The organism is Streptomyces gardneri (assembly GCF_006539185.1).
In the GTDB taxonomy this organism is placed as follows: domain Bacteria; phylum Actinomycetota; class Actinomycetes; order Streptomycetales; family Streptomycetaceae; genus Streptomyces; species Streptomyces gardneri.
The window spans coordinates 1-17,475 of the sequence record NZ_BJMN01000011.1 but is presented as its reverse complement, the minus strand read 5'-3'; the positions used below and the strand labels follow the sequence as shown (position 1 = coordinate 17,475).

General features: G+C 73.3%; 14 protein-coding genes. 8 read left to right on the top strand and 6 right to left on the bottom strand.

Annotated elements, in window-relative coordinates; all coding sequences use genetic code 11:
• Positions 1-1,097 precede the first annotated feature (1,097 nt).
• Both SGA01_RS08215 and SGA01_RS08210 read left to right on the top strand, forming a co-directional pair.
• A complete protein-coding gene (locus SGA01_RS08215) occupies positions 1,098-2,153 on the top strand; it encodes a helix-turn-helix domain-containing protein (protein ID WP_141294804.1) in 1,056 nt (351 codons plus the stop codon).
• A 43-nt stretch (positions 2,154-2,196) separates the two neighbouring features.
• Complete coding sequence (locus SGA01_RS08210) at positions 2,197-2,607, top strand: hypothetical protein (protein WP_141294802.1); 411 nt, start codon at positions 2,197-2,199, stop codon at positions 2,605-2,607.
• 13 nt (positions 2,608-2,620) lie between these two features.
• Here SGA01_RS08210 and SGA01_RS08205 read toward each other — a convergent pair whose 3' ends face one another.
• Positions 2,621-3,436 carry an SGNH/GDSL hydrolase family protein gene (locus tag SGA01_RS08205; RefSeq protein WP_141294800.1) on the bottom strand — a complete coding sequence of 272 codons (816 nt, stop codon included), beginning with the start codon at positions 3,434-3,436 and terminating at the stop codon, positions 2,621-2,623.
• 140 nt (positions 3,437-3,576) lie between these two features.
• Here SGA01_RS08205 and SGA01_RS08200 point away from each other — a divergent pair, with 140 nt between their 5' ends.
• The 4 genes from SGA01_RS08200 (at position 3,577) to SGA01_RS08185 (ending at position 7,964) form a co-directional block, all read left to right on the top strand.
• Complete coding sequence (locus tag SGA01_RS08200; protein ID WP_141294798.1) at positions 3,577-4,878, top strand: sensor histidine kinase; 1,302 nt, start codon at positions 3,577-3,579, stop codon at positions 4,876-4,878.
• Positions 4,875-5,552, top strand: coding sequence for a response regulator (locus tag SGA01_RS08195; protein WP_055641012.1), 678 nt, complete (start codon positions 4,875-4,877; stop codon positions 5,550-5,552). Before SGA01_RS08200 ends, SGA01_RS08195 begins: the two co-directional genes overlap by 4 nt.
• A 131-nt stretch (positions 5,553-5,683) precedes the next feature.
• The gene (locus SGA01_RS08190; RefSeq protein ID WP_141294796.1) at positions 5,684-7,021 is read left to right on the top strand and encodes a cytochrome ubiquinol oxidase subunit I; all 1,338 of its coding nucleotides are present in this window, start codon (positions 5,684-5,686) and stop codon (positions 7,019-7,021) included.
• Between the two features lie 163 nt (positions 7,022-7,184).
• Entirely contained in the window at positions 7,185-7,964 is a 780-nt protein-coding gene (locus SGA01_RS08185; RefSeq protein WP_141294794.1) for a cytochrome d ubiquinol oxidase subunit II, read from the top strand.
• Between the two features lie 64 nt (positions 7,965-8,028).
• Here SGA01_RS08185 and SGA01_RS08180 read toward each other — a convergent pair whose 3' ends face one another.
• Both SGA01_RS08180 and SGA01_RS08175 read right to left on the bottom strand, forming a co-directional pair.
• Entirely contained in the window at positions 8,029-9,162 is a 1,134-nt protein-coding gene (locus tag SGA01_RS08180) for an AI-2E family transporter (protein WP_141295327.1), read from the bottom strand.
• Between the two features lie 268 nt (positions 9,163-9,430).
• Entirely contained in the window at positions 9,431-9,625 is a 195-nt protein-coding gene (locus tag SGA01_RS08175) for a DUF3046 domain-containing protein (protein WP_055641015.1), read from the bottom strand.
• A 79-nt stretch (positions 9,626-9,704) separates the two neighbouring features.
• Between SGA01_RS08175 and SGA01_RS08170 the strand changes: the two genes are divergently transcribed.
• Entirely contained in the window at positions 9,705-10,634 is a 930-nt protein-coding gene (locus SGA01_RS08170; protein WP_141294792.1) for a hypothetical protein, read from the top strand.
• Positions 10,635-10,682: 48 nt separating this feature from the next.
• Here SGA01_RS08170 and SGA01_RS08165 read toward each other — a convergent pair whose 3' ends face one another.
• Genes SGA01_RS08165 through SGA01_RS08155 form a run of 3 tightly spaced genes read right to left on the bottom strand, consistent with a single transcriptional unit; the run spans position 10,683 to position 12,632 of the window.
• The gene (locus SGA01_RS08165) at positions 10,683-10,991 is read right to left on the bottom strand and encodes an AzlD domain-containing protein (protein ID WP_055641017.1); all 309 of its coding nucleotides are present in this window, start codon (positions 10,989-10,991) and stop codon (positions 10,683-10,685) included.
• A complete protein-coding gene (locus tag SGA01_RS08160) occupies positions 10,988-11,731 on the bottom strand; it encodes an AzlC family ABC transporter permease (protein WP_141294790.1) in 744 nt (247 codons plus the stop codon). The genes SGA01_RS08165 and SGA01_RS08160 overlap by 4 nt, the downstream gene beginning before the upstream one ends.
• 10 nt (positions 11,732-11,741) lie before the next feature.
• Positions 11,742-12,632, bottom strand: a complete 891-nt coding sequence (locus SGA01_RS08155) for an AraC family transcriptional regulator (RefSeq protein WP_141294788.1) — start codon at positions 12,630-12,632, stop codon at positions 11,742-11,744.
• A 180-nt stretch (positions 12,633-12,812) separates the two neighbouring features.
• Here SGA01_RS08155 and SGA01_RS08150 point away from each other — a divergent pair, with 180 nt between their 5' ends.
• Positions 12,813-17,462 carry an Lhr family ATP-dependent helicase gene (locus tag SGA01_RS08150; protein WP_141294786.1) on the top strand — a complete coding sequence of 1,550 codons (4,650 nt, stop codon included), beginning with the start codon at positions 12,813-12,815 and terminating at the stop codon, positions 17,460-17,462.
• Positions 17,463-17,475 lie beyond the last annotated feature (13 nt).

Sequence of the window (17,475 nt, the reverse complement as noted above, 5' to 3'; positions counted from 1 at the left end):
ACCGAGCGTCGGGCGCCGCGCCTCGGCGATCCGCTCCGGCGATCACCCCGCAGGTGATCACCCCGCAGGCGAGCAGGCACCGCGACGGAGGCCGACGACCGTCGACAGAGGGTCGATGGCGTGTGCGACGCCGCATCCGATTGCCACGGGTGACGTGTGAGCTGGCCCGATGGGCCATGTCGTCCGGCTCTGCGGGGCGCGTGATCCGGTGCACGTGCTCTGGCGCGGGGTGGCGGACGCTGGCGCGGGGCACGCCCGCAGCGGTCGAAGCAGGGTTACGCGCACGTTTTTCGGGGAACATCGCCAGCTTTTCCCCGCTCGACATTCCGAAGACTTAAAGATCTCGACCGCTTTTGAGCATGCAGCGATCACAGTTGATCGGCCTTAGCGAAAGATGCCCGAATTGATGGGTCAAAAGCGCTCTGGGGTGAGAGCAAGGATTTGTGTGCACTGGACGGGCGCATGCGGCCATAACCCCCGGCGCGCGTGGCGCCGTGGAGTAATCGGGGGTTAGGGTCTCGGCTCACTGGCAAAGCGCCGGTACGGCAAGGACCCTGGCGGGCCGTCAAACCAGAGCCAGGGTCCTTGCTCAACTACCTCGATCGCGACCGCACAGTGCCGAACTGCACCCTCGGAGGGATAAATTCATGCCTTACGACCGTAATCGCCACCTGCGCCCGTTATGGGTGCTGGAGTCAGGTGCCGACGCTATCATGACCCCGCTTTATGCAGGGGAAACGCGTCGCTGGGATGACTTGACGGTCACGGCACGTGGGAGCGTATTTCTCGCCCTCCCCGTTCTTCCGATCGTCTTGATCGCGGAGGTTCAGGATCCGGCGGTGCTCGGAGCTTTGGCCATAGCTATTTCTGTTTTGTGCGCGGGGACCAGGGTGGTCTACAAGCGCGTTCGCCGTTCCTGAAGATCGCGCGGAAATTCGCCACCCCCCACGTCGGACGCCCGACGGCTCGCCCCGTGAGCCCGAGGTCCGACGGCCGAGTCGCTCCGCGGCCCGCTGCCGGAGTTTTCCGCGCAGCGGGCCATCCGTGACCGGTCCGCCCTCTCTAATTCCCTCGCACACCCCGAAAGAGGCACTCTCATGCCGTCCGGCTCTCCCCGGCAGCAGACACGGCAGTGCACCCACTGCGGCAACGACTTCCAGTACGCCGTCAGACGAGGACGCCCCAACACGTTCTGCTCCCCGGCATGCCGCGCAGCCGCGCGCAGCTCCTCCGCCGAACCTCCGGACCTCACCCGGTACAACGAGGACCTGGGGGCGACCGCGGAAGACCTCCAGCTGTCCGCCACCACCCTTCTCGCCGCAGTGCACGGCGGCGAGGACACCGACGACCTCATGGGACAGGTCAACGACCACTACAGGTTCCTCAAGGACGTCGAAGCCGCCGTCGTGGCGCGCGGCCGCGCCCGGGGCGACTCCTGGATGCAGATCGCGGAGGCCGCCGGATCCGGGGCCGAGAGCTACCGCAAGAAGTGGACCCAGGACAAGGTCAGCCGCCGGCTCACCCGGGCCCGCGAGGCACGTCGGGACCGCCAGGCGGCGAGCGGCCGCCCCGACGCCGCGGACCGCGCCGGCTGCGCCCCCCTCCCTCCCGCCCAGACCCCCGGCGAGCAGTTCGCCGCCGCGATGGTCTCCCTCCAGCGCTCCACCGGTCTCACCATCAAGGACACCGCATCGAGAATCGGCGTCTCCCCGTCCTACGTCTCCCGGATCCTCGCCGGCACCCGTCGACCGTCCTGGCCGATCGTCGAGGCGTTCGTCGAGACCTGCGAGGGAAGATCGCTCGAAATGCGCGCCCTCTGGGAGGCGGCCCAGCGCACCCCCGACCACCAGCAGGAGCCCGTCCCGGAAGACCCGGACGAGGCCAGGGCCCAACTCCACACCGCGCTCCGCGCCCTCTACCTCGCGGCCGACAGGCCCGACCTCTGGGACATCAAGCGGGCCGTGAGCACGGGCACGAAGCCGAGCATCCGAGAGATCTCGCTCGCCCTCAACTGCACACGCATACCCGACTGGGAGACCACCGCCAAGATCATCATGGCTCTCAGGGGAAGCCCCGCCGAGTTCCGGCCGCTCTGGCAGGCCGCAAGCCCACCCTCCACCACCTCGGCTCTGCAGGCAGCAGCGTTCGGCTGACCCACATCCACCCACGGGGGCAGAAGTGATCTCCGCGTCCATCATGACCATCAACAGGCGCCACGCGGCCATGCCGCTGTCCTTCGAGGCGTTCCGCACCCTGCACCACGCCGACTACCTCACCTACGCCCGGGCACGGCTTCATCCGCGCCGGGCGGACGAGGCGGTGGAGCAGACGTTCACCACCCTGCGTGGCGCCTGGCCGACCGTGCTCCGCTCACCAAGTCCCGCACACACCGCATGGATCGTCCTCAACGACCGCCTGCACGCGAGCAACGGAGCCCCCTGCTGTCCGGCCGGAGCGCTGCGCGAAGAACTCGGCACGCTCGCCGCACTCGGCTACAGCCCGGAGCACTCCGCCACCCTCACCGGCCTCCCCCTGGGGAGGGTCCGCTCCACCATCCGCAGACAGCCCGCCCACAGCGCCCGTGCGGCGGGAGGCCGGAACACCTGACCCGACTCGCTGGCTACCCGCGCCCCTCCTCGACCGGCGACAACCGGCCGGGGATCGCCGTCACCGGCGACAGCTCCGGACGCTTGGCCCGGCGGCCGTCGCCCGACGAACGGCCGCGGAGGCGGCGGCCCAGCCAGGGGCCGAGGAAGGTGCCGACCCAGCGCACTTCGGCGCCCGCCGCACGCAGGCCCGTGAGCGGAGGGAGCGGGGGCAGCGGCCGGGACCAGGAGTCGTCGCTGCCGGGCAGGTCGAGGGCGTGGGCGACCGCGGCGGCGATCCGCTCGTGGCCGAGCGAGCTGGCGTGCAGCCGGTCGACGGCCCACATCCGGGGGTCGGTGACGACCGGGTGCTGCGCGGCCTCGGCGACCGTGACGCCGTGTCGGCGCGCGGCCTCCCGGATGAGGTCGTTGAGGTCCCGCACCCGGGACCCGAGCGGCCGGGCCGCCGGGATCAGCCGGCCGACGTCGGGGAACGTGAGGGTCGCGACCCGGGCGCCCTGGGCGGCCAGGGCCGCGAACATCGCCTCCAGGTGCCCGGCCGTCTCCTCCGCGTCGAAGCCCGGCCGCAGCAGGTCGTTGACCCCCGCGACGACCGTGGCCAGATCCGGCCGCAGCGCGAGCGCCGGGGCCAGCTGCTCGGCACGCACCTGTCCGGCGAGCCGGCCGCGTACGGCGAGGTTGGCGTACCGCACTTCCGGTTCGTCACGGGCGAGCAGCTCGGCGAGCCGGTCCGCCCAGCCGCGCAGGCCGACGGTGTCGTCGCCGTCGCCGACCCCTTCGGTCTGGCTGTCACCCAGGGCGACGTACCGCAGAAACGTGCCGTCCGACATGAGGCCTCCGTCTTCGTCGACGCCCCCCCCGGGACGCCTTACTCACTTTTTTGACTATACAACTCGACCCATGCCGTGCGCCGAGACCGCCAGGGGCCGGACGCGGGCCCCGCGGCCACCCGGCGCCTATTCTTCGACGCATGCCCCTCGCCCTCCGCGACCGCCCGAGCGGCCGCCTGCCGCCCCGGACCGTCGACGCGCTCGTGGCCGGCGCGGTCCTGGTCGTCGTGGTGGTCTGGACGCTCGTCTCCATGCGGTACACGAGCGAATCGGCGCTCCGCGCGGTGCTCGGCTGGGCGCTCGTCCTGATCGGCTGCGGAGCCCTCTTCTTCCGGCGACGGCAACCGGTCGCCGTCGCCGTCGTCACGCTGCTCGCCTGTGTCGTCTACTACCCGCTGTCCGCCGCGGACGGCCCTCTGATGATCGCTTTCGCGCTCGCGCTGTACACCACCGCCGCCGAGGGCCGGTTCGCCGCCGCCGTCGCGCTCGCCGCCGTCACCCTGCTCGCGGTCGGCCTCGGCGAGATCCGGCAGCAGCCCGGGCACCGGCAGATCGACGACACCTCGCTCGCCATGCTGGCCGGCTGGCTGATCAGCCTCGTCGCCGTGGGCCGGGCCCAGCGCACCCGGCTCGCGTATCTGCACGAGGTCGAACAGCGCGCGCTCGCCGCCGAGCGGGAGCAGGAGGCACGGGCCCGGCAGAGCGCCACCGAGGAGCGGCTGCGGATCGCCAGGGAGCTGCACGACATCCTCGGCCACAGCGTCTCGCTGATCCACGTCCAGTCCGGCGCCGCACTGCACCGGCTGAGCAAGAATCCGGCCCCCGAGGCCGGGCTCGCCACCGCCGCCGAGGCCCTGGAAGCGGTGAAGTCCACCAGCAAGGACGCGCTGCGCGAGCTGCGGGCCACGCTCGGCGTGCTCCGCCGGGCCGACGAGGCCACGCCGACCTCCCCGGCCTCCGGCCTCGCCCTCCTCGGCGAGCTCGCGGAGCGGGCCCGGAGCGCGGGACTCGACGTCCGTACGAGCGTCACCGGCACGCCCGTGCCGCTGCCGCCGCCGGTCGACCTCGCCGCGTACCGGATCGTGCAGGAGTCGCTGACGAACGTGACCCGGCACTCGGGAGCCCGTACCGTGCGGATCGCTCTCGACTGGGACGACCGCTCCGGCACAGCCACGCGTACGCACGCGGGCGCGCGCGTGCTGCGGTTGCGCATCGCCGACGACGGCGGGGGCGCGCCCGATGGCGGCCCCTCGGGCAGCGGCATCCGGGGCATGGCGGAACGGGCCCGCGCGCTCGGCGGCGAGCTCACCGCCGGGAACGCGGACGGCGGCTTCCTCGTCGACGCCCATCTCCCACTCACCACACCCGCCGCAACACACACGGCAACAGAGGCACCTGAGGCGCCACCCACAACACCCGCTCCCGAAGGGGATCCCCGATGATCCGTGTCGTGCTCGCCGACGACCAGACCCTGGTCCGGGCCGGCTTCCGGTCGATCCTGTCCGACGAGGACGACATCGAGGTCGTCGGCGAGGCCGGGGACGGCGAACAAGCGGTCGCCCTCGCCCGCGAACTCCTCCCGGACGTGGTCCTGATGGACATCCGCATGCCCGTGCTCGACGGCCTCGAGGCCACCCGGCGCATCACCTCCGACGAGCGGCTCGAAGGCGTCCGGGTGGTCGTCCTGACCACGTTCGACGCCGACGACCATGTGTACGGGGCGCTGCGCGCGGGCGCGTCGGGCTTCCTGGTCAAGGACACCGAGCCGATGGAACTCCTGCACGCCGTACGGGTCGTGGCGCGCGGCGACGCCCTGATCGCCCCCGCCGTGACCCGCCGTCTCATCGCCGAGTTCGCCGAGCGCGCCGGCGGCGCCGGGCGGCAGCCGGACCCGAGCCCCCGTCTGAACGCCCTCACCGAGCGGGAGCGCGAGGTGCTCGGCCTGGTGGGCGCGGGGCTCTCCAACGACGAGATCGCCGGCCGGCTCGTCCTCTCCCCCGCCACCGCCAAGACCCACGTCAGCCGGATCATGACCAAGCTGGCCGTCCGCGACCGCGCGCAGCTGGTGGTCCTGGCGTACGAGTCGGGGATGATCACCCCGGGCTGGCTGGCCTGACCCCTAGGGGGCGTGGTCCTGAGCCGCAACTCCCGGGGTACGCGCGCGTGCGCCGGCACAACCCGTGGGGTACGTCAGGTGTCCTCCCCGGGCCGACGCCGGGCCCGTGACCGTACACCGACACTGACGGGGTGAATCAGGACGTACTCGATCTCGCACGGCTACAGTTCGCGCTCACCGCCGGCGGCCACTTCCTCTTCGTCGCCCTCACGCTGGGCCTGGTCACCGTGGTGGCCGCGCTCCAGACCCGGGCCACGATCAGCGGCAAGCCACAGGACGCACGGATGGTGCGCTTCTGGGGCCAGCTCTACGTGATCAACTACGCGGTCGGGATCGTCACCGGGCTGGTGATGGAGTTCCAGTTCGGCATGGCCTGGAGCGGGCTCACCCACGAGGCGGGCAACATCCTCGGCGCCTCCCTCGCGGTGGAGACCATCGTGGCCTTCTTCGTCGAGTCGACCTTCCTCGGTCTGTGGGTCTTCGGCTGGCACCGGCTCAACCGCTGGGCCCATCTGGCCGCGATCTGGATCGTCGCCCTCACCGCCTACCTCTCGGCGTACTGGATCCTCGTCTCCAACGGCTTCCTGAACCACCCCGTGGGGTACTCCTCCGAGAACGGCGAGCTCGTCCTCGACGACCCCGTCGCCGTCCTGACGAACCCCTCGGCGCTCCTCGCCTTCGGGCACGTCCTCTCGGGGGCGCTGCTCACCGCCGGGTTCTTCATGGCCGGGGTGAGCGCGTACCACCTCTTCCGCCGCAGCGCCGAGTGGGAGTTCTTCGGGCGCAGCCTGCGGATCGGGGTGTTCGTCTCCGCACCCGCGCTGATGACGGCCGCGGTCTTCGGCGGGATCCAGTTCTCCACCCTCACGACCTTCCAGCCGATGAAGTCGGCCGTGTTCAGCGGAAAGGCGGCCGAGATCGCCCGGCTCCAGGCGGAGCTGTCGGCCCGCTTCGGGCCGGGCGACTACGTGCCCTCGGAGGCGTGGACCCGGGGCGGCGGACTGGTCATGCTGATCAGCTTCGGCCTGATGATGTACCTGTGCTTCGCCGGGGTGATCCTGGCCTGCTTCAAGAAGGTCGTCTTCCGGTTCCGGCTCTGGCACCTCGTCCTGATGGCCGCCGTGCCGCTGCCGTACCTCGCGATGATCGGCGGCTGGGTCTTCCGGGAGTCCGGGCGGCAGCCCTGGGTCGTCTACGGGCTGTTGAAGACGGAGGACGCCGTCTCGGACCTCTCCCCCGGCACCATGCGGCTCTCCCTCACGGTCTTCGCCACGGTCTTCGCCCTGCTCGCCCTCCTCAACGCCTGGCTCCTCGCCCGGCACGCCCGCCGCGGCCCCGTGGAGTCCGGGCTCGGCCACGACGAGCGGCCGGTTCGCGACGATCCGGGACCGGACGGCTCCGACGAGGGCGCGAGCGAGGGCCCGCCCTCCTCCGATCCCGCGGACGCGCTGCCCGCCCCGCGCTACTGAGCCCGTCACCGACGTGCTGCCGGGCCACCGCGACCCCAGCCACCCACCCCACCGCGCGGACGAGTCACCAGCCCGCCGCATACGGGTCACCGCCCCACCGCGTACGGGTCACCGCCCCACCGCGTACGTGTCACCGACCCCGTCGCCGCCCCGAGGAGCCCCCGTGGAGACCCTGGCCATCGTCCTGCTCGCCTTCTTCGCCGCGGGCTGGTTCGTCCTCGCCGGAGCGGACATCGGCACCGGCATGCTCACCCCCTGGCTCGGCCGCGGGGACCGCGAGCGGCGCCTCGTCCTCGCCTCCTTCGCGCCCTTCTTCCTCGGCAACGAGGTCTGGCTGGTCGCCACCGCTGGCGTCCTGGTCGGCTGCTTCCCCGCCCTCGAAGGGGAGCTCCTGAGCGGCCAGGCCCCGGTGCTCGTCGGCCTGCTGGCCGGCTGGATCGTCCGGGACGTGGGGCTCTGGTCTCGCGGCCGGGGCCCGGGGCCGCGCTGGCGCGCCGGCTGCGACACCGCCGTGACGTGCGGGAGCTGGACGGTCGCCCTGTCCTGGGGCTGGCTGCTCGCCGCGCTGCTCACCGGACGGCCCTACGCGCCGGCGACCGGCGCGACGGCCGTGCTCACCGCCCTGGCCGTGGCCGCCCTGTTCGCCGCGCACGGACTGGGGTTCGCCACGCTCCGGCTCACGGGAATCCCGTATGAACGGGCCCGCAAGGTCGTCGGCCGCGCCGGACGTCCGTGGCAGTCCTTCGCCCTGACGGGAGTCCTCCTCGGCGGGCTGCCGCTCGCGGCGGGCACGGGCCTCCCGCTGGCCGAGAAGGCCGCCTCCCCCGCCACGCTGGCCCTGCTCGTCCCCGCCCTTCTCGTCGTCACCCCGCTCCTCGTGGCGGTCCAGGCCTGGACGTGGCACGCCTTCCGGCACCGGGTCACCCGCCCGTCGTACCTCTGAGCCACGACGAAGACGCCCCGCCGGAGAACCGGCCGCCAGAGAACCGGCGGTCAGGAGTCCCCCGTCAGGACTCCTCCGACGACGAGGCCTCCTTCTTGTGGTGGAGGGCCTTCTGCAGCCGGGCCACGACCGCCTCGCCGTACCTCCGGTGGCCGTGGACGCGCGGGTCGTCCGTCACGTCGTACCGCTTCACATAAGCGCCGAGGAAGGCCTGCAAGGTGGCCACGGCCGGAATCGCGATCAGCGCTCCGACGACACCCAGCAGCGCCGTCCCCGCGATCACCGAACCGAAGGCCACCGCCGGGTGGATGTCCACCGTCTTCGAGGTGAGCTTCGGCTGGAGCAGGTAGTTCTCGAACTGCTGGTAGATCACGACGAAGCAGAGCACCCACAGCGCGTACCAGGGATTGACGGTGAAGGCGATGAGCATCGGCAGGGCGCCGGCCAGATAGGTGCCGATGGTCGGGATGAACTGCGACACCAGGCCGACCCAGACCGCGAGCGCGGGCGCGTACGGCACGTCCAGGATCTCGAAGAGGATGAAGTGGGCGACGCCGGAGATCAGCGCCATCAGGCCGCGCGAGTACAGGTAGCCGCCGGTCTTGTCGACCGCGATCTCCCAGGCCCGCAGCACCTCGGTCTGCCGTGCGGGCGGCAGTACGGAGCAGAGCGCACGCCGAAGCCGGGGCCCGTCTGCCGCGAAGTAGAACGAGAAGAGGAAGATCGTCAGGAGCCGGAACAGGCCGCCCAGGACCGTGGCCGAGACGTCGAGCACACCGGCCGCGCTGTTCTGCACGTACTTCTGCAGCCAGTCGGAGCTCAGGACGCTGTCCTGGACCTCGACCCTCGATAGCTCGGTGTGGAAGTTCACGTTGATCCAGTTGATCAGCGAGTCGAGGTACTTGGGGAAGTTCTCGACCATGTCCACGATCTGCCCGGCGAGCATCGAGCCGAGGAGAACGACGAAGCCGACGCTGAAGATCAGGACGCCGAAGAAGACGAGGAAGGTGGCGAGACCCCGGCGCATCCCGCGCGCCGCCATGCGCCCGACCGCCGGCTCGATGGCGAGGGCGAGGAAGAACGCGAGCAGGATGTTGACGAGAAGCCCGATGAGCTGGTGGAAGGCCCAGTTGCCCAGCAGGAAGCAGGAGTAGAGCGCGAGGGCCAGGACGAGCGCACGGGGCAGCCAGCGGGGCATGCGCGCGGCCTGCGGAGCCGCCGGTGGAGCGGTCGAGCCCACGGCGACGGGCGTCCCGGCCGTCACGGCCGGGTCGACCGAGCCCGTCGGGCCGGTCATGCCGGCCGAATCCGCCGATCCGACCGGATCAGTCGGATCGGTCGGATCGGTCGGGGCTGTCTTTTCGTTGTCGTCAGTCGGGGCCACCCCGCCAGTCTCGCGCACCGCGCGGACATTCCCCCCGGGACCCCGCACACCGGCCCCGGTCACCCCATCGTCAACCGGCCACTCATCGCTTGTCGGCCGGTACGTCGACGGCGGCGCAGACGGCCCGCCACACGTCCTTGGCCTCCCAGCCGGCATCCAGGGCGTCCCGCACCGTCCGCCCGCCGAGCTCCGTCATCACATGGTCACGCGCGAAGGAATCCGCGTAGGACGCACCGAAGTGGTCCGCCATCCGCTCCCAGAAAATCGTCAACCGCATGACGCCAGTATCCCGCTCCCAAGAGTGCAGCCCGCTCCGCAGGCCTTGTCACCGCGACTTTCCGCCCTACCGTCGGAGCATGGCCGAAAAACCCCTCTCCCCGCCGCCCCCGACTCCCCTGGCCCGCGCCGAGCGCTTCGTCTGGCTGACGGCCCGCGTCCTCGAACAGCGACGGTTCTCCTACCACTTCCTGCGCGGTGGCGCGGACCAGGTCGAGACGGCCCTCACGGCGTACCTGAACGCGGACGGCGGCTACGGCCACGCGCTCGAACCCGATCTGCGCGGACCGGTCAGCCAGCCCCTCCACACCGCGCAAGCGCTCCGGGTCCTGGAGTCGATCGGCCGCTGCGGCGGCATGCGCGTGGAGCGGATCTGCCGCTACCTCACCGACATCTCGACGCACGAGGGGGCGCTCCCGGCGATCCACCCGTCCCAGCGGGGCTACGCGTCGGCGCCGTACGTGCCGGTCGTCGACTCCCCGCCGAGCTCGCTGCTCACGACCGGCCCGGTGGTCGGGCTGCTCCACCGCAACCAGGTGTGGCACGCGTGGCTGTTCCGGGCCACCGAGTACTGCTGGGCCGCCGTGGAGTCGCTGGAGAAGTCCCATCCGTACGAGGTCCAGGCCGCCGTCGCCTTCCTGGACGGGGCCCCGGACCGCTCGCGCGCCGAGGCGGCCGCCGACCGGCTGGGGAGGCTGGTGCGCGAGCAGCGGCTCGCCGTCCTGGACCCGGACCGGCCCGAGGACTACCCGGTCCCGGACGGGTACGCGCCCGGCGAGCACCACTTCCCGCACGACTACGCGCGCGTGCCGCACTCGCTGGCGGCGGGCTGGTTCACGGACGAGGAGATGGCCCGCTCGCTGGACCGGCTCGCGGCCGACCAGGAGGAGGACGGCGGCTGGCCGATCCGCTGGCGGGCCTGGGCCCCGGGATCGGCCCTGGAATGGCGCCCGATCGTCACCGTCGAGGCACTCCGCACGCTCCGCGCGCACGGCCGCCCCGTCGACTGACGGAACCTCCCTCGACGTGGCCGGGGCGGTTCCCCGGGGCCCGGGCCTTCACCAGCCCAGGGCCCGTACCCCCGCCGTGACGACGACGGCCACGCCCACGACGACCAGGAAGGGAGCGCGCAGGACGAGCGCGAGGGCGGCGGCCGCGAGTCCGGCGGCCCGGGCGTCGAGGACGAGGGAGCCGCCCGTGCTGAAGGTCTGCTGCGCCGTGAGCGCGGCCAGCAGGGCGACGGGGAGCAGCGCCGCGAGCCGCTGGACGAGCGGTCGTTCCAGCGTGCCCGCGGGGACGAGCAGGCCGAGGAGCTTGACCAGGTAGCACCCGACGGCGGTCAGGCCGATGGCGATCCACACGTTCATCGGAGGTCCTCGTCTCGTACGTCCCTGCTCATGCGGCGGCCCTGGAACCACAACACCAAGGGCGCGGCGAACGCCGCCGCGAGGACCGGGACCCCGGCCGGCAGCACGGGCAGCAGCCCGAGGCCGAGCAGGACGGCGATCCCGGCGGTGGCGCGCTCGGTGGCCGACTTCAGCATGGGGGCGAGCAGGGCCAGGAAGACGGCGGGACCGGCGGCGTCCAGGCCCCAGGCGGCGGTGTCGCCGATCGCCTCGGCCCCGAGGCCCCCGAGGAACGTGGTCAGGTTCCAGAGGACGTACAGCGTGAGACCGGTGAGGGTGAAGCCGAGCCGGGCGGCCCGCCGGGACGGCTGGGCGAGCGCGACCGCGGTCGTCTCGTCGATCACCCAGTGCGCGGCGAACGGCCTGACCGCCTTCGGCAGGGCCAGGAGCTGGGAGAGCCGCAGCCCGTAGAAGGCGTTGCGGGTGCCCAGGAAGAAGGCCCCGGCGGCGGCCGTGAAGGGGTTGCCGCCCGCGGCCAGCGCGCCGACGAGGGCGAACTGCGAGGCGCCCGTGAAGACGAGGAGGCTGAGCACGCAGGTCTGCGCGAGGGTGAGACCGGCGCCGGCCGAGGTCACGCCGAAGGCGAAGCCGGAGAGTCCGACGGCGACGCCGACGCCGAGGGCGTCGCGGACGACGGCCGCGTCGGGCTTGGCCCGCGCCCTGTCGTCCCGTATGACGGGAGGTGCTGTCTGTTCTGCCACGTCAGAGACGTTACGTACGCGACCGCTGCCCGGTCTTGTACGTTCTTGCACCGCCGCCCGCTGTCCCACCCGCGGCGCCTCGGGCGCTCCGCGCCCGCTGGTAGGCGCCCGGCGGCACCCCGACGCTCCGGGTGAAGTGCCGGTTGAGGTGGGGCTGGTCGGTGAAGCCGACGGCGACGGCCGCGTCCGCCGGTGGCGTCCCGGCGTCGAGCAGCCGCCTGGCCCGGCGCACGCGCGCGTCGGTGAGCCAGGTGTGCGGCGGCATCCCGTACGCCTCGCGGAAGGCCCGCAGGAGGGCGAAGGGGCTGGTGCCGAGGTCGGTGGCGAGCCGTTCCAGGGTCGGCGGGTCCGCCATCCGCTCCTCCAGGAGGGCACGCGCGCGTGCCGCGTTCCGCGCGCCGGCGGAGCGGGCGGGGAGCGGGGTGATCAGTCCGCCGTGGCTGCGCAGCATCCGTGCCGTGACGAGTCGGAGCAGGCTGTCCGCGGCGAGCGCGTTGCCTTCCTCCGCGGCCCGGTGGACGCCCACGACGAGCCGTGCGGCGTACGGGTCGTCGACGACGGGCGAGGTGAAGCCGACCGAGCCGCGCAGCGCGAGGGTGTCCTCGGCGATCGACCGGACGAGCCCGGCGTCCGGATAGATCGTGCGGTACGTCCAGCCCTCGGGCACGCCCGCGTGCCCGGTGTGCGGGGTGTCGGGGTTGACCAGGGCGATCTGCCCGGGCCCCGCGTGGACCAGTTCGTCGCGGTAGTGGAAGGCCTCGACGCCCTCGGTGATCGCGGCGAAGACGAAGCTCTCGTGGGTGTGCCGGGCGAAGGCCTTGTGGATGTAGTGGGCGTGCAGCAGGTCGACCCCGGGCAGCTCGGAGTACTGCCAGTACCGTGCCCGCTCCCCGCTCGCCATGCCTCCATTCTGCGCCAGGGGCTCCCCCGGGCGCCCACCGCGGCCCCCGGCCCGGACCCCTCACCGGCCCGAGCCCCGGCCCCTCACCGGACCCGGCCCGGACCCCTCACCGACGCCCGGCCGCGAGCGGATTTCCCCAGGTCCGGGCGGTTGTCAGTGGGCGGGTGCACGATGGGGGGCATGGTCAGGTCCGCGCTCGACTCGTTCTCCCCCGCGACCCGTGGTTGGTTCACCGGGGCCTTCACCGCGCCCACGGCGGCGCAGGAAGGCGCCTGGAAGGCCATCGGCGAGGGCTCCGACGTGCTCGTCGTCGCGCCGACGGGCTCGGGCAAGACACTGGCCTCCTTCCTCGCCTCGCTGGACCGGCTGGCGTCCACCCCGCCGCCCGCCGAGCCGAAGAAGCGCTGCCGTGTGCTGTACGTGTCGCCGCTGAAGGCGCTCGCCGTGGACGTCGAGCGGAATCTGCGCTCCCCGCTGACCGGCATCCGGCAGGAGTCGGTCCGGCTCGGGCTGCCCGAGCCGGACATCCGGGTCGGCATCCGCTCCGGCGACACCCCGCCCGCCGAGCGCCGGAGCCTCGCGACCCGGCCGCCGGACATCCTGATCACCACCCCCGAGTCGCTGTTCCTGATGCTGACCTCCGCCGCCCGGGAGGCCCTGTCCGGGGTGGAGACGGTCATCCTGGACGAGGTCCACGCGGTCGCGGGCACCAAGCGGGGCGCGCACCTGGCGCTCTCCCTGGAGCGGCTCGACGAGCTGCTGCCGCGCCCCGCGCGCCGGATCGGCCTGTCGGCCACGGTCCGCCCGGTGGACGAGGTGGCCCGCTATCTGTCCCCCGGCCGCGCGGTGGAGATCGTGCAGCCCCCGTCGGAGAAGGAGTTCGACCTCTCCGTCGTCGTCCCTGTCGAGGACATGGGCGAGCTCGGAGGCTCCCCGGCCTCGGAGGGGAAGGACGGCGGCGACAAGCCGTCGATCTGGCCGCACGTCGAGGAGCGGATCGCCGACCTCGTCCAGTCCCACCGCTCGACGATCGTCTTCGCCAACTCCCGCCGCCTCGCCGAGCGCCTCTGCAACCGGCTGAACGAGATCGCGTACGAGCGGGCCACCGGCGAGCCCCTCCCCGAGGGGGCGCCGCCGGCCCAGGTCATGGCCCAGTCGGGAGCGGCGCAGGGTGCGCCGGCGCTGCTCGCCCGGGCCCACCACGGCTCGGTGTCCAAGGAGCAGCGCGCCCAGGTGGAGGAGGACCTGAAGGCGGGCCGGCTGCCCGCCGTGGTGGCCACCTCCAGCCTGGAGCTGGGCATCGACATGGGCGCGGTCGACCTGGTCGTGCAGGTCGAGTCGCCGCCCTCGGTCGCCTCCGGGCTCCAGCGCGTGGGCCGCGCGGGGCACCAGGTCGGCGCGGTGTCGACAGGCGTGGTCTTCCCCAAGTACCGCGGCGACCTGGTGCAGGCGGCCGTGGTCACGGAGCGCATGCGGTCCGGCTCGATCGAGTCGATGCGGATCCCCGCCAACCCCCTGGACGTCCTGGCCCAGCAGCTCGTCGCGATGGTCGCGCTCGACACCTGGCAGGTGGACGACCTGCTGGCCGTCGTGCGCCGCGCGGCGCCCTTCTCCTCGCTGCCGGATTCGGCGTTCACGGGCGTGCTCGACATGCTCGCCGGCCGCTACCCGTCGGACGCCTTCGCCGAGCTGCGCCCGCGCGTGGTCTGGGACCGGGTCGCCGGGACGGTCACGGGCCGCCCGGGCGCGCAGCGGCTCGCCGTCACCTCGGGCGGCACGATCCCCGACCGGGGCCTGTTCGGCGTGTTCCTCGCGGGCTCCGACCCGAAGAAGGGCGGCGGCCGGGTCGGCGAGCTCGACGAGGAGATGGTGTACGAGTCGCGGGTCGGTGACGTCTTCACACTGGGCACCACGTCCTGGCGGATCGAGGACATCACCCGGGACCGGGTGCTGGTCACCCCCGCCCCCGGCGTGCCGGGCCGGCTGCCGTTCTGGAAGGGCGACCAGCTGGGCCGCCCGCTCGAACTGGGGCGCGCGGTGGGCGCCTTCCTCCGGGAGCTCGGCGCCCTCGGGCCGGAGGACGCGCGACTGCGGCTGATCGCCGCGGGCCTGGACGCCTGGGCCGCGGACAACGTCCTCGCGTACGTCTCGGAGCAGCGCGAGGCCTGCGGCCACGTCCCCGACGACCGGACGATCCTGGTCGAGCGGTTCCGGGACGAGCTCGGGGACTGGCGGGTCGTCATCCACTCCCCGTTCGGCGCGCAGGTGCACGCCCCATGGGCGCTGGCGCTCGGCGCGCGGCTCGCCGAGCGGTACGGCATGGACGCGCAGGTGATGCACGCGGACGACGGCATCGTGCTGCGCCTCCCGGACGCCGATCTGATGGGTCTGGACATGGGTCTCGACCTCCTCGACCACGAGCCGGTGGACCCCGGCCGGCACCTGGACACGACGTACGACGCCGACAAGGCGCCCATCGGCGCGGCCGACGCCCTCTTCGACAAGGGCGAGATCGGGCAGATCGTCACCGACCAGGTGGGCGGCTCCGCGCTGTTCGCCTCCCGGTTCCGCGAGTGCGCCGCGCGCGCCCTGCTGCTGCCCAAGCGGAACCCGGGCAAGCGCACTCCGCTCTGGCAGCAGCGGCAGCGCGCGTCCCAGCTCCTCCAGGTGGCGAGCGAGTTCGGCTCCTTCCCGATCGTGCTGGAGGCCGTCCGCGAATGCCTCCAGGACGTCTTCGACGTCCCCGGTCTGACCGAGCTGATGGGCGACATCGAGGCCCGCCGGGTCCGGCTCGTCGAGGTCACCACCCCCGAACCGTCCCCCTTCGCCCGCTCGCTCCTCTTCGGCTACGTGGCGCAGTTCCTGTACGAGGGCGACTCACCGCTCGCCGAGCGGCGGGCGGCCGCGCTCTCCCTCGACTCCCGGCTCCTCGCGGAGCTCCTCGGCCAGGCCGAGCTGCGGGAGCTCCTCGACCCGGAGGTCCTCACCGAGCTGGAGCGGGAGCTCCAGTGGCTGACGGAGGACCGGCGGATCAAGGACATGGAGGGCGTCGCCGATCTGCTGCGGGTCCTCGGCCCGCTCACCGAGACCGAGCTCGACGAGCGCGGCGCGGAGGCGGGCTGGGCGCCCGACCTGGCCCTGGCCCGGCGCGCGATCCGGGTCAGGATCGGGGGCGCCGACCACTGGGCGGCGATCGAGGACGCGGGACGGCTCCGTGACGCCCTGGGCACGGCCCTGCCGGTCGGTGTGCCGGAGGCCTTCACCGAGCCGGTGAAGGACCCGCTGGGCGACCTCCTCGCCCGTTTCGCGCGCACGCACGGCCCCTTCACCTCCTCGCAGGCCGCCGCCCGCTTCGGTCTCGGCGCCGCGGTCACGGACGGCGCGCTCCAGCGGCTCGCCGCCGCCGGCCGGGTCGTCCAAGGCGAGTTCCATCCCTCCGGCATCGGCCAGGAGTGGTGCGACGCGGCCGTGCTGCGCCGCCTGCGCCGCCGTTCCCTCGCGGCCCTGCGCCACGAGCTGGAGCCGGTGCCCCCGGCGGCGCTCGCCACCTTCCTGCCCCAGTGGCAGCACCTCGGCGGCAGCAGCCTGCGGGGCATCGACGGCCTCGCCCGCGCGATCGAGCAGCTCCAGGGCGCGCCCGTGCCCGCCTCGGCGCTGGAGAAGCTGATCCTGCCGTCCCGCGTCCGGGACTACTCCCCCGCGCTGCTCGACGAGCTGACCACCACGGGCGAGGTGGTCTGGGCCGGTGCCGGTTCGCTGCCCGGCAAGGACGGCTGGGTCTCTCTCTACCTCGCGGACGCGGCCCCGCTGCTCCTCCCGCCGCCGCACCCGCTGGAGCTGTCCGCGCTGCACGAGTCGGTGCTCACCATCCTCTCCGGCGGGTACGGGCTGTTCTTCCGGCAGATCGCCGACCAGGTCCGGGCCACCACCCACCCGGACGTCACCGATCCGCAGCTCGCGGACGCGCTCTGGGACCTGGCCTGGTCCGGCCGGCTCACCAACGACACCCTCGCCCCGCTGCGCTCGCTGCTGGGTTCGGGCCGGACGGCCGGGGCGACCGCCCACCGCGCGCGCCGGACGGTGCCGCGCGGCCGGTACGGCACGCTGGGCGCCGCCGCCCGCCCCGCCTCGCGTACGGGCCCGCCGACGGTCTCGGGCCGCTGGGCACTGCTGCCGCCGCCCGAGCCGGAGCCGACCCACAGGGCGCACGCCCTCGCCCGTACCCTCCTGGACCGGCACGGCGTGGTCACCCGGGGCGCGGTGGCCGCCGAGGGGGTGGAGGGCGGTTTCTCGGCGACGTACCGCATCCTGTCCGCCTTCGAGGACAGCGGTCAGGCCAGGCGGGGCTATGTGGTGGAAGGGCTGGGCGCGGCCCAGTTCGCGATGGACGGGGCCGTGGACCGGCTGCGGGCGGCGGCGACGGCCCGCGACCGGGGTGCGGAGGCCGCGGCCGGCCCGCGCGCGCTGGTCCTGGCCGCGGCCGACCCGGCGAACGCGTACGGGGCGGCGCTGTCCTGGCCCGAGCCGCCGACCGACGCCGGACACAAGCCCGGCCGCAAGGCGGGCGCGATGGTGGTCCTCGTCGACGGCGAGCTCACGCTCTACATGGAGCGGGGCGGCAAGACGCTCCTCTCCTGGCCGACCGAGCCGGACGATCCCGCGCTGACGGCGGCGGCCGAGGCCCTGGCCGCCTCGGCGCGGGCGGGCTCGCTGGGGACGGTCACGGTGGAGCGGATCAACGGCGCCACGGCCCTGACCTCCCCCCTCGCCCGCCCCCTGGAGGCGGCCGGCTTCGTCGCCACCCCGAGAGGCCTCCGCCTCCGCGCCTGAGACCCGCCCGCCC

What these genes read in the sequence shown, in the direction of transcription:
- SGA01_RS08205 (WP_141294800.1), bottom strand. Translation starts at nt 3,436, where the DNA reads ATGTCGGACGGCACGTTTCTGCGGTACGTCGCCCTGGGTGACAGCCAG.
- SGA01_RS08170 (WP_141294792.1), top strand. Translation starts at nt 9,705, where the DNA reads ATGGCCGAAAAACCCCTCTCCCCGCCGCCCCCGACTCCCCTGGCCCGC.
- SGA01_RS08210 (WP_141294802.1), top strand. Translation starts at nt 2,197, where the DNA reads ATGACCATCAACAGGCGCCACGCGGCCATGCCGCTGTCCTTCGAGGCG.
- SGA01_RS08200 (WP_141294798.1), top strand. Translation starts at nt 3,577, where the DNA reads ATGCCCCTCGCCCTCCGCGACCGCCCGAGCGGCCGCCTGCCGCCCCGG.
- SGA01_RS08195 (WP_055641012.1), top strand. Translation starts at nt 4,875, where the DNA reads ATGATCCGTGTCGTGCTCGCCGACGACCAGACCCTGGTCCGGGCCGGC.
- SGA01_RS08215 (WP_141294804.1), top strand. Translation starts at nt 1,098, where the DNA reads ATGCCGTCCGGCTCTCCCCGGCAGCAGACACGGCAGTGCACCCACTGC.
- SGA01_RS08155 (WP_141294788.1), bottom strand. Translation starts at nt 12,632, where the DNA reads ATGGCGAGCGGGGAGCGGGCACGGTACTGGCAGTACTCCGAGCTGCCC.
- SGA01_RS08180 (WP_141295327.1), bottom strand. Translation starts at nt 9,162, where the DNA reads ATGCCCCGCTGGCTGCCCCGTGCGCTCGTCCTGGCCCTCGCGCTCTAC.
- SGA01_RS08175 (WP_055641015.1), bottom strand. Translation starts at nt 9,625, where the DNA reads ATGCGGTTGACGATTTTCTGGGAGCGGATGGCGGACCACTTCGGTGCG.
- SGA01_RS08150 (WP_141294786.1), top strand. Translation starts at nt 12,813, where the DNA reads ATGGTCAGGTCCGCGCTCGACTCGTTCTCCCCCGCGACCCGTGGTTGG.
- SGA01_RS08165 (WP_055641017.1), bottom strand. Translation starts at nt 10,991, where the DNA reads ATGAACGTGTGGATCGCCATCGGCCTGACCGCCGTCGGGTGCTACCTG.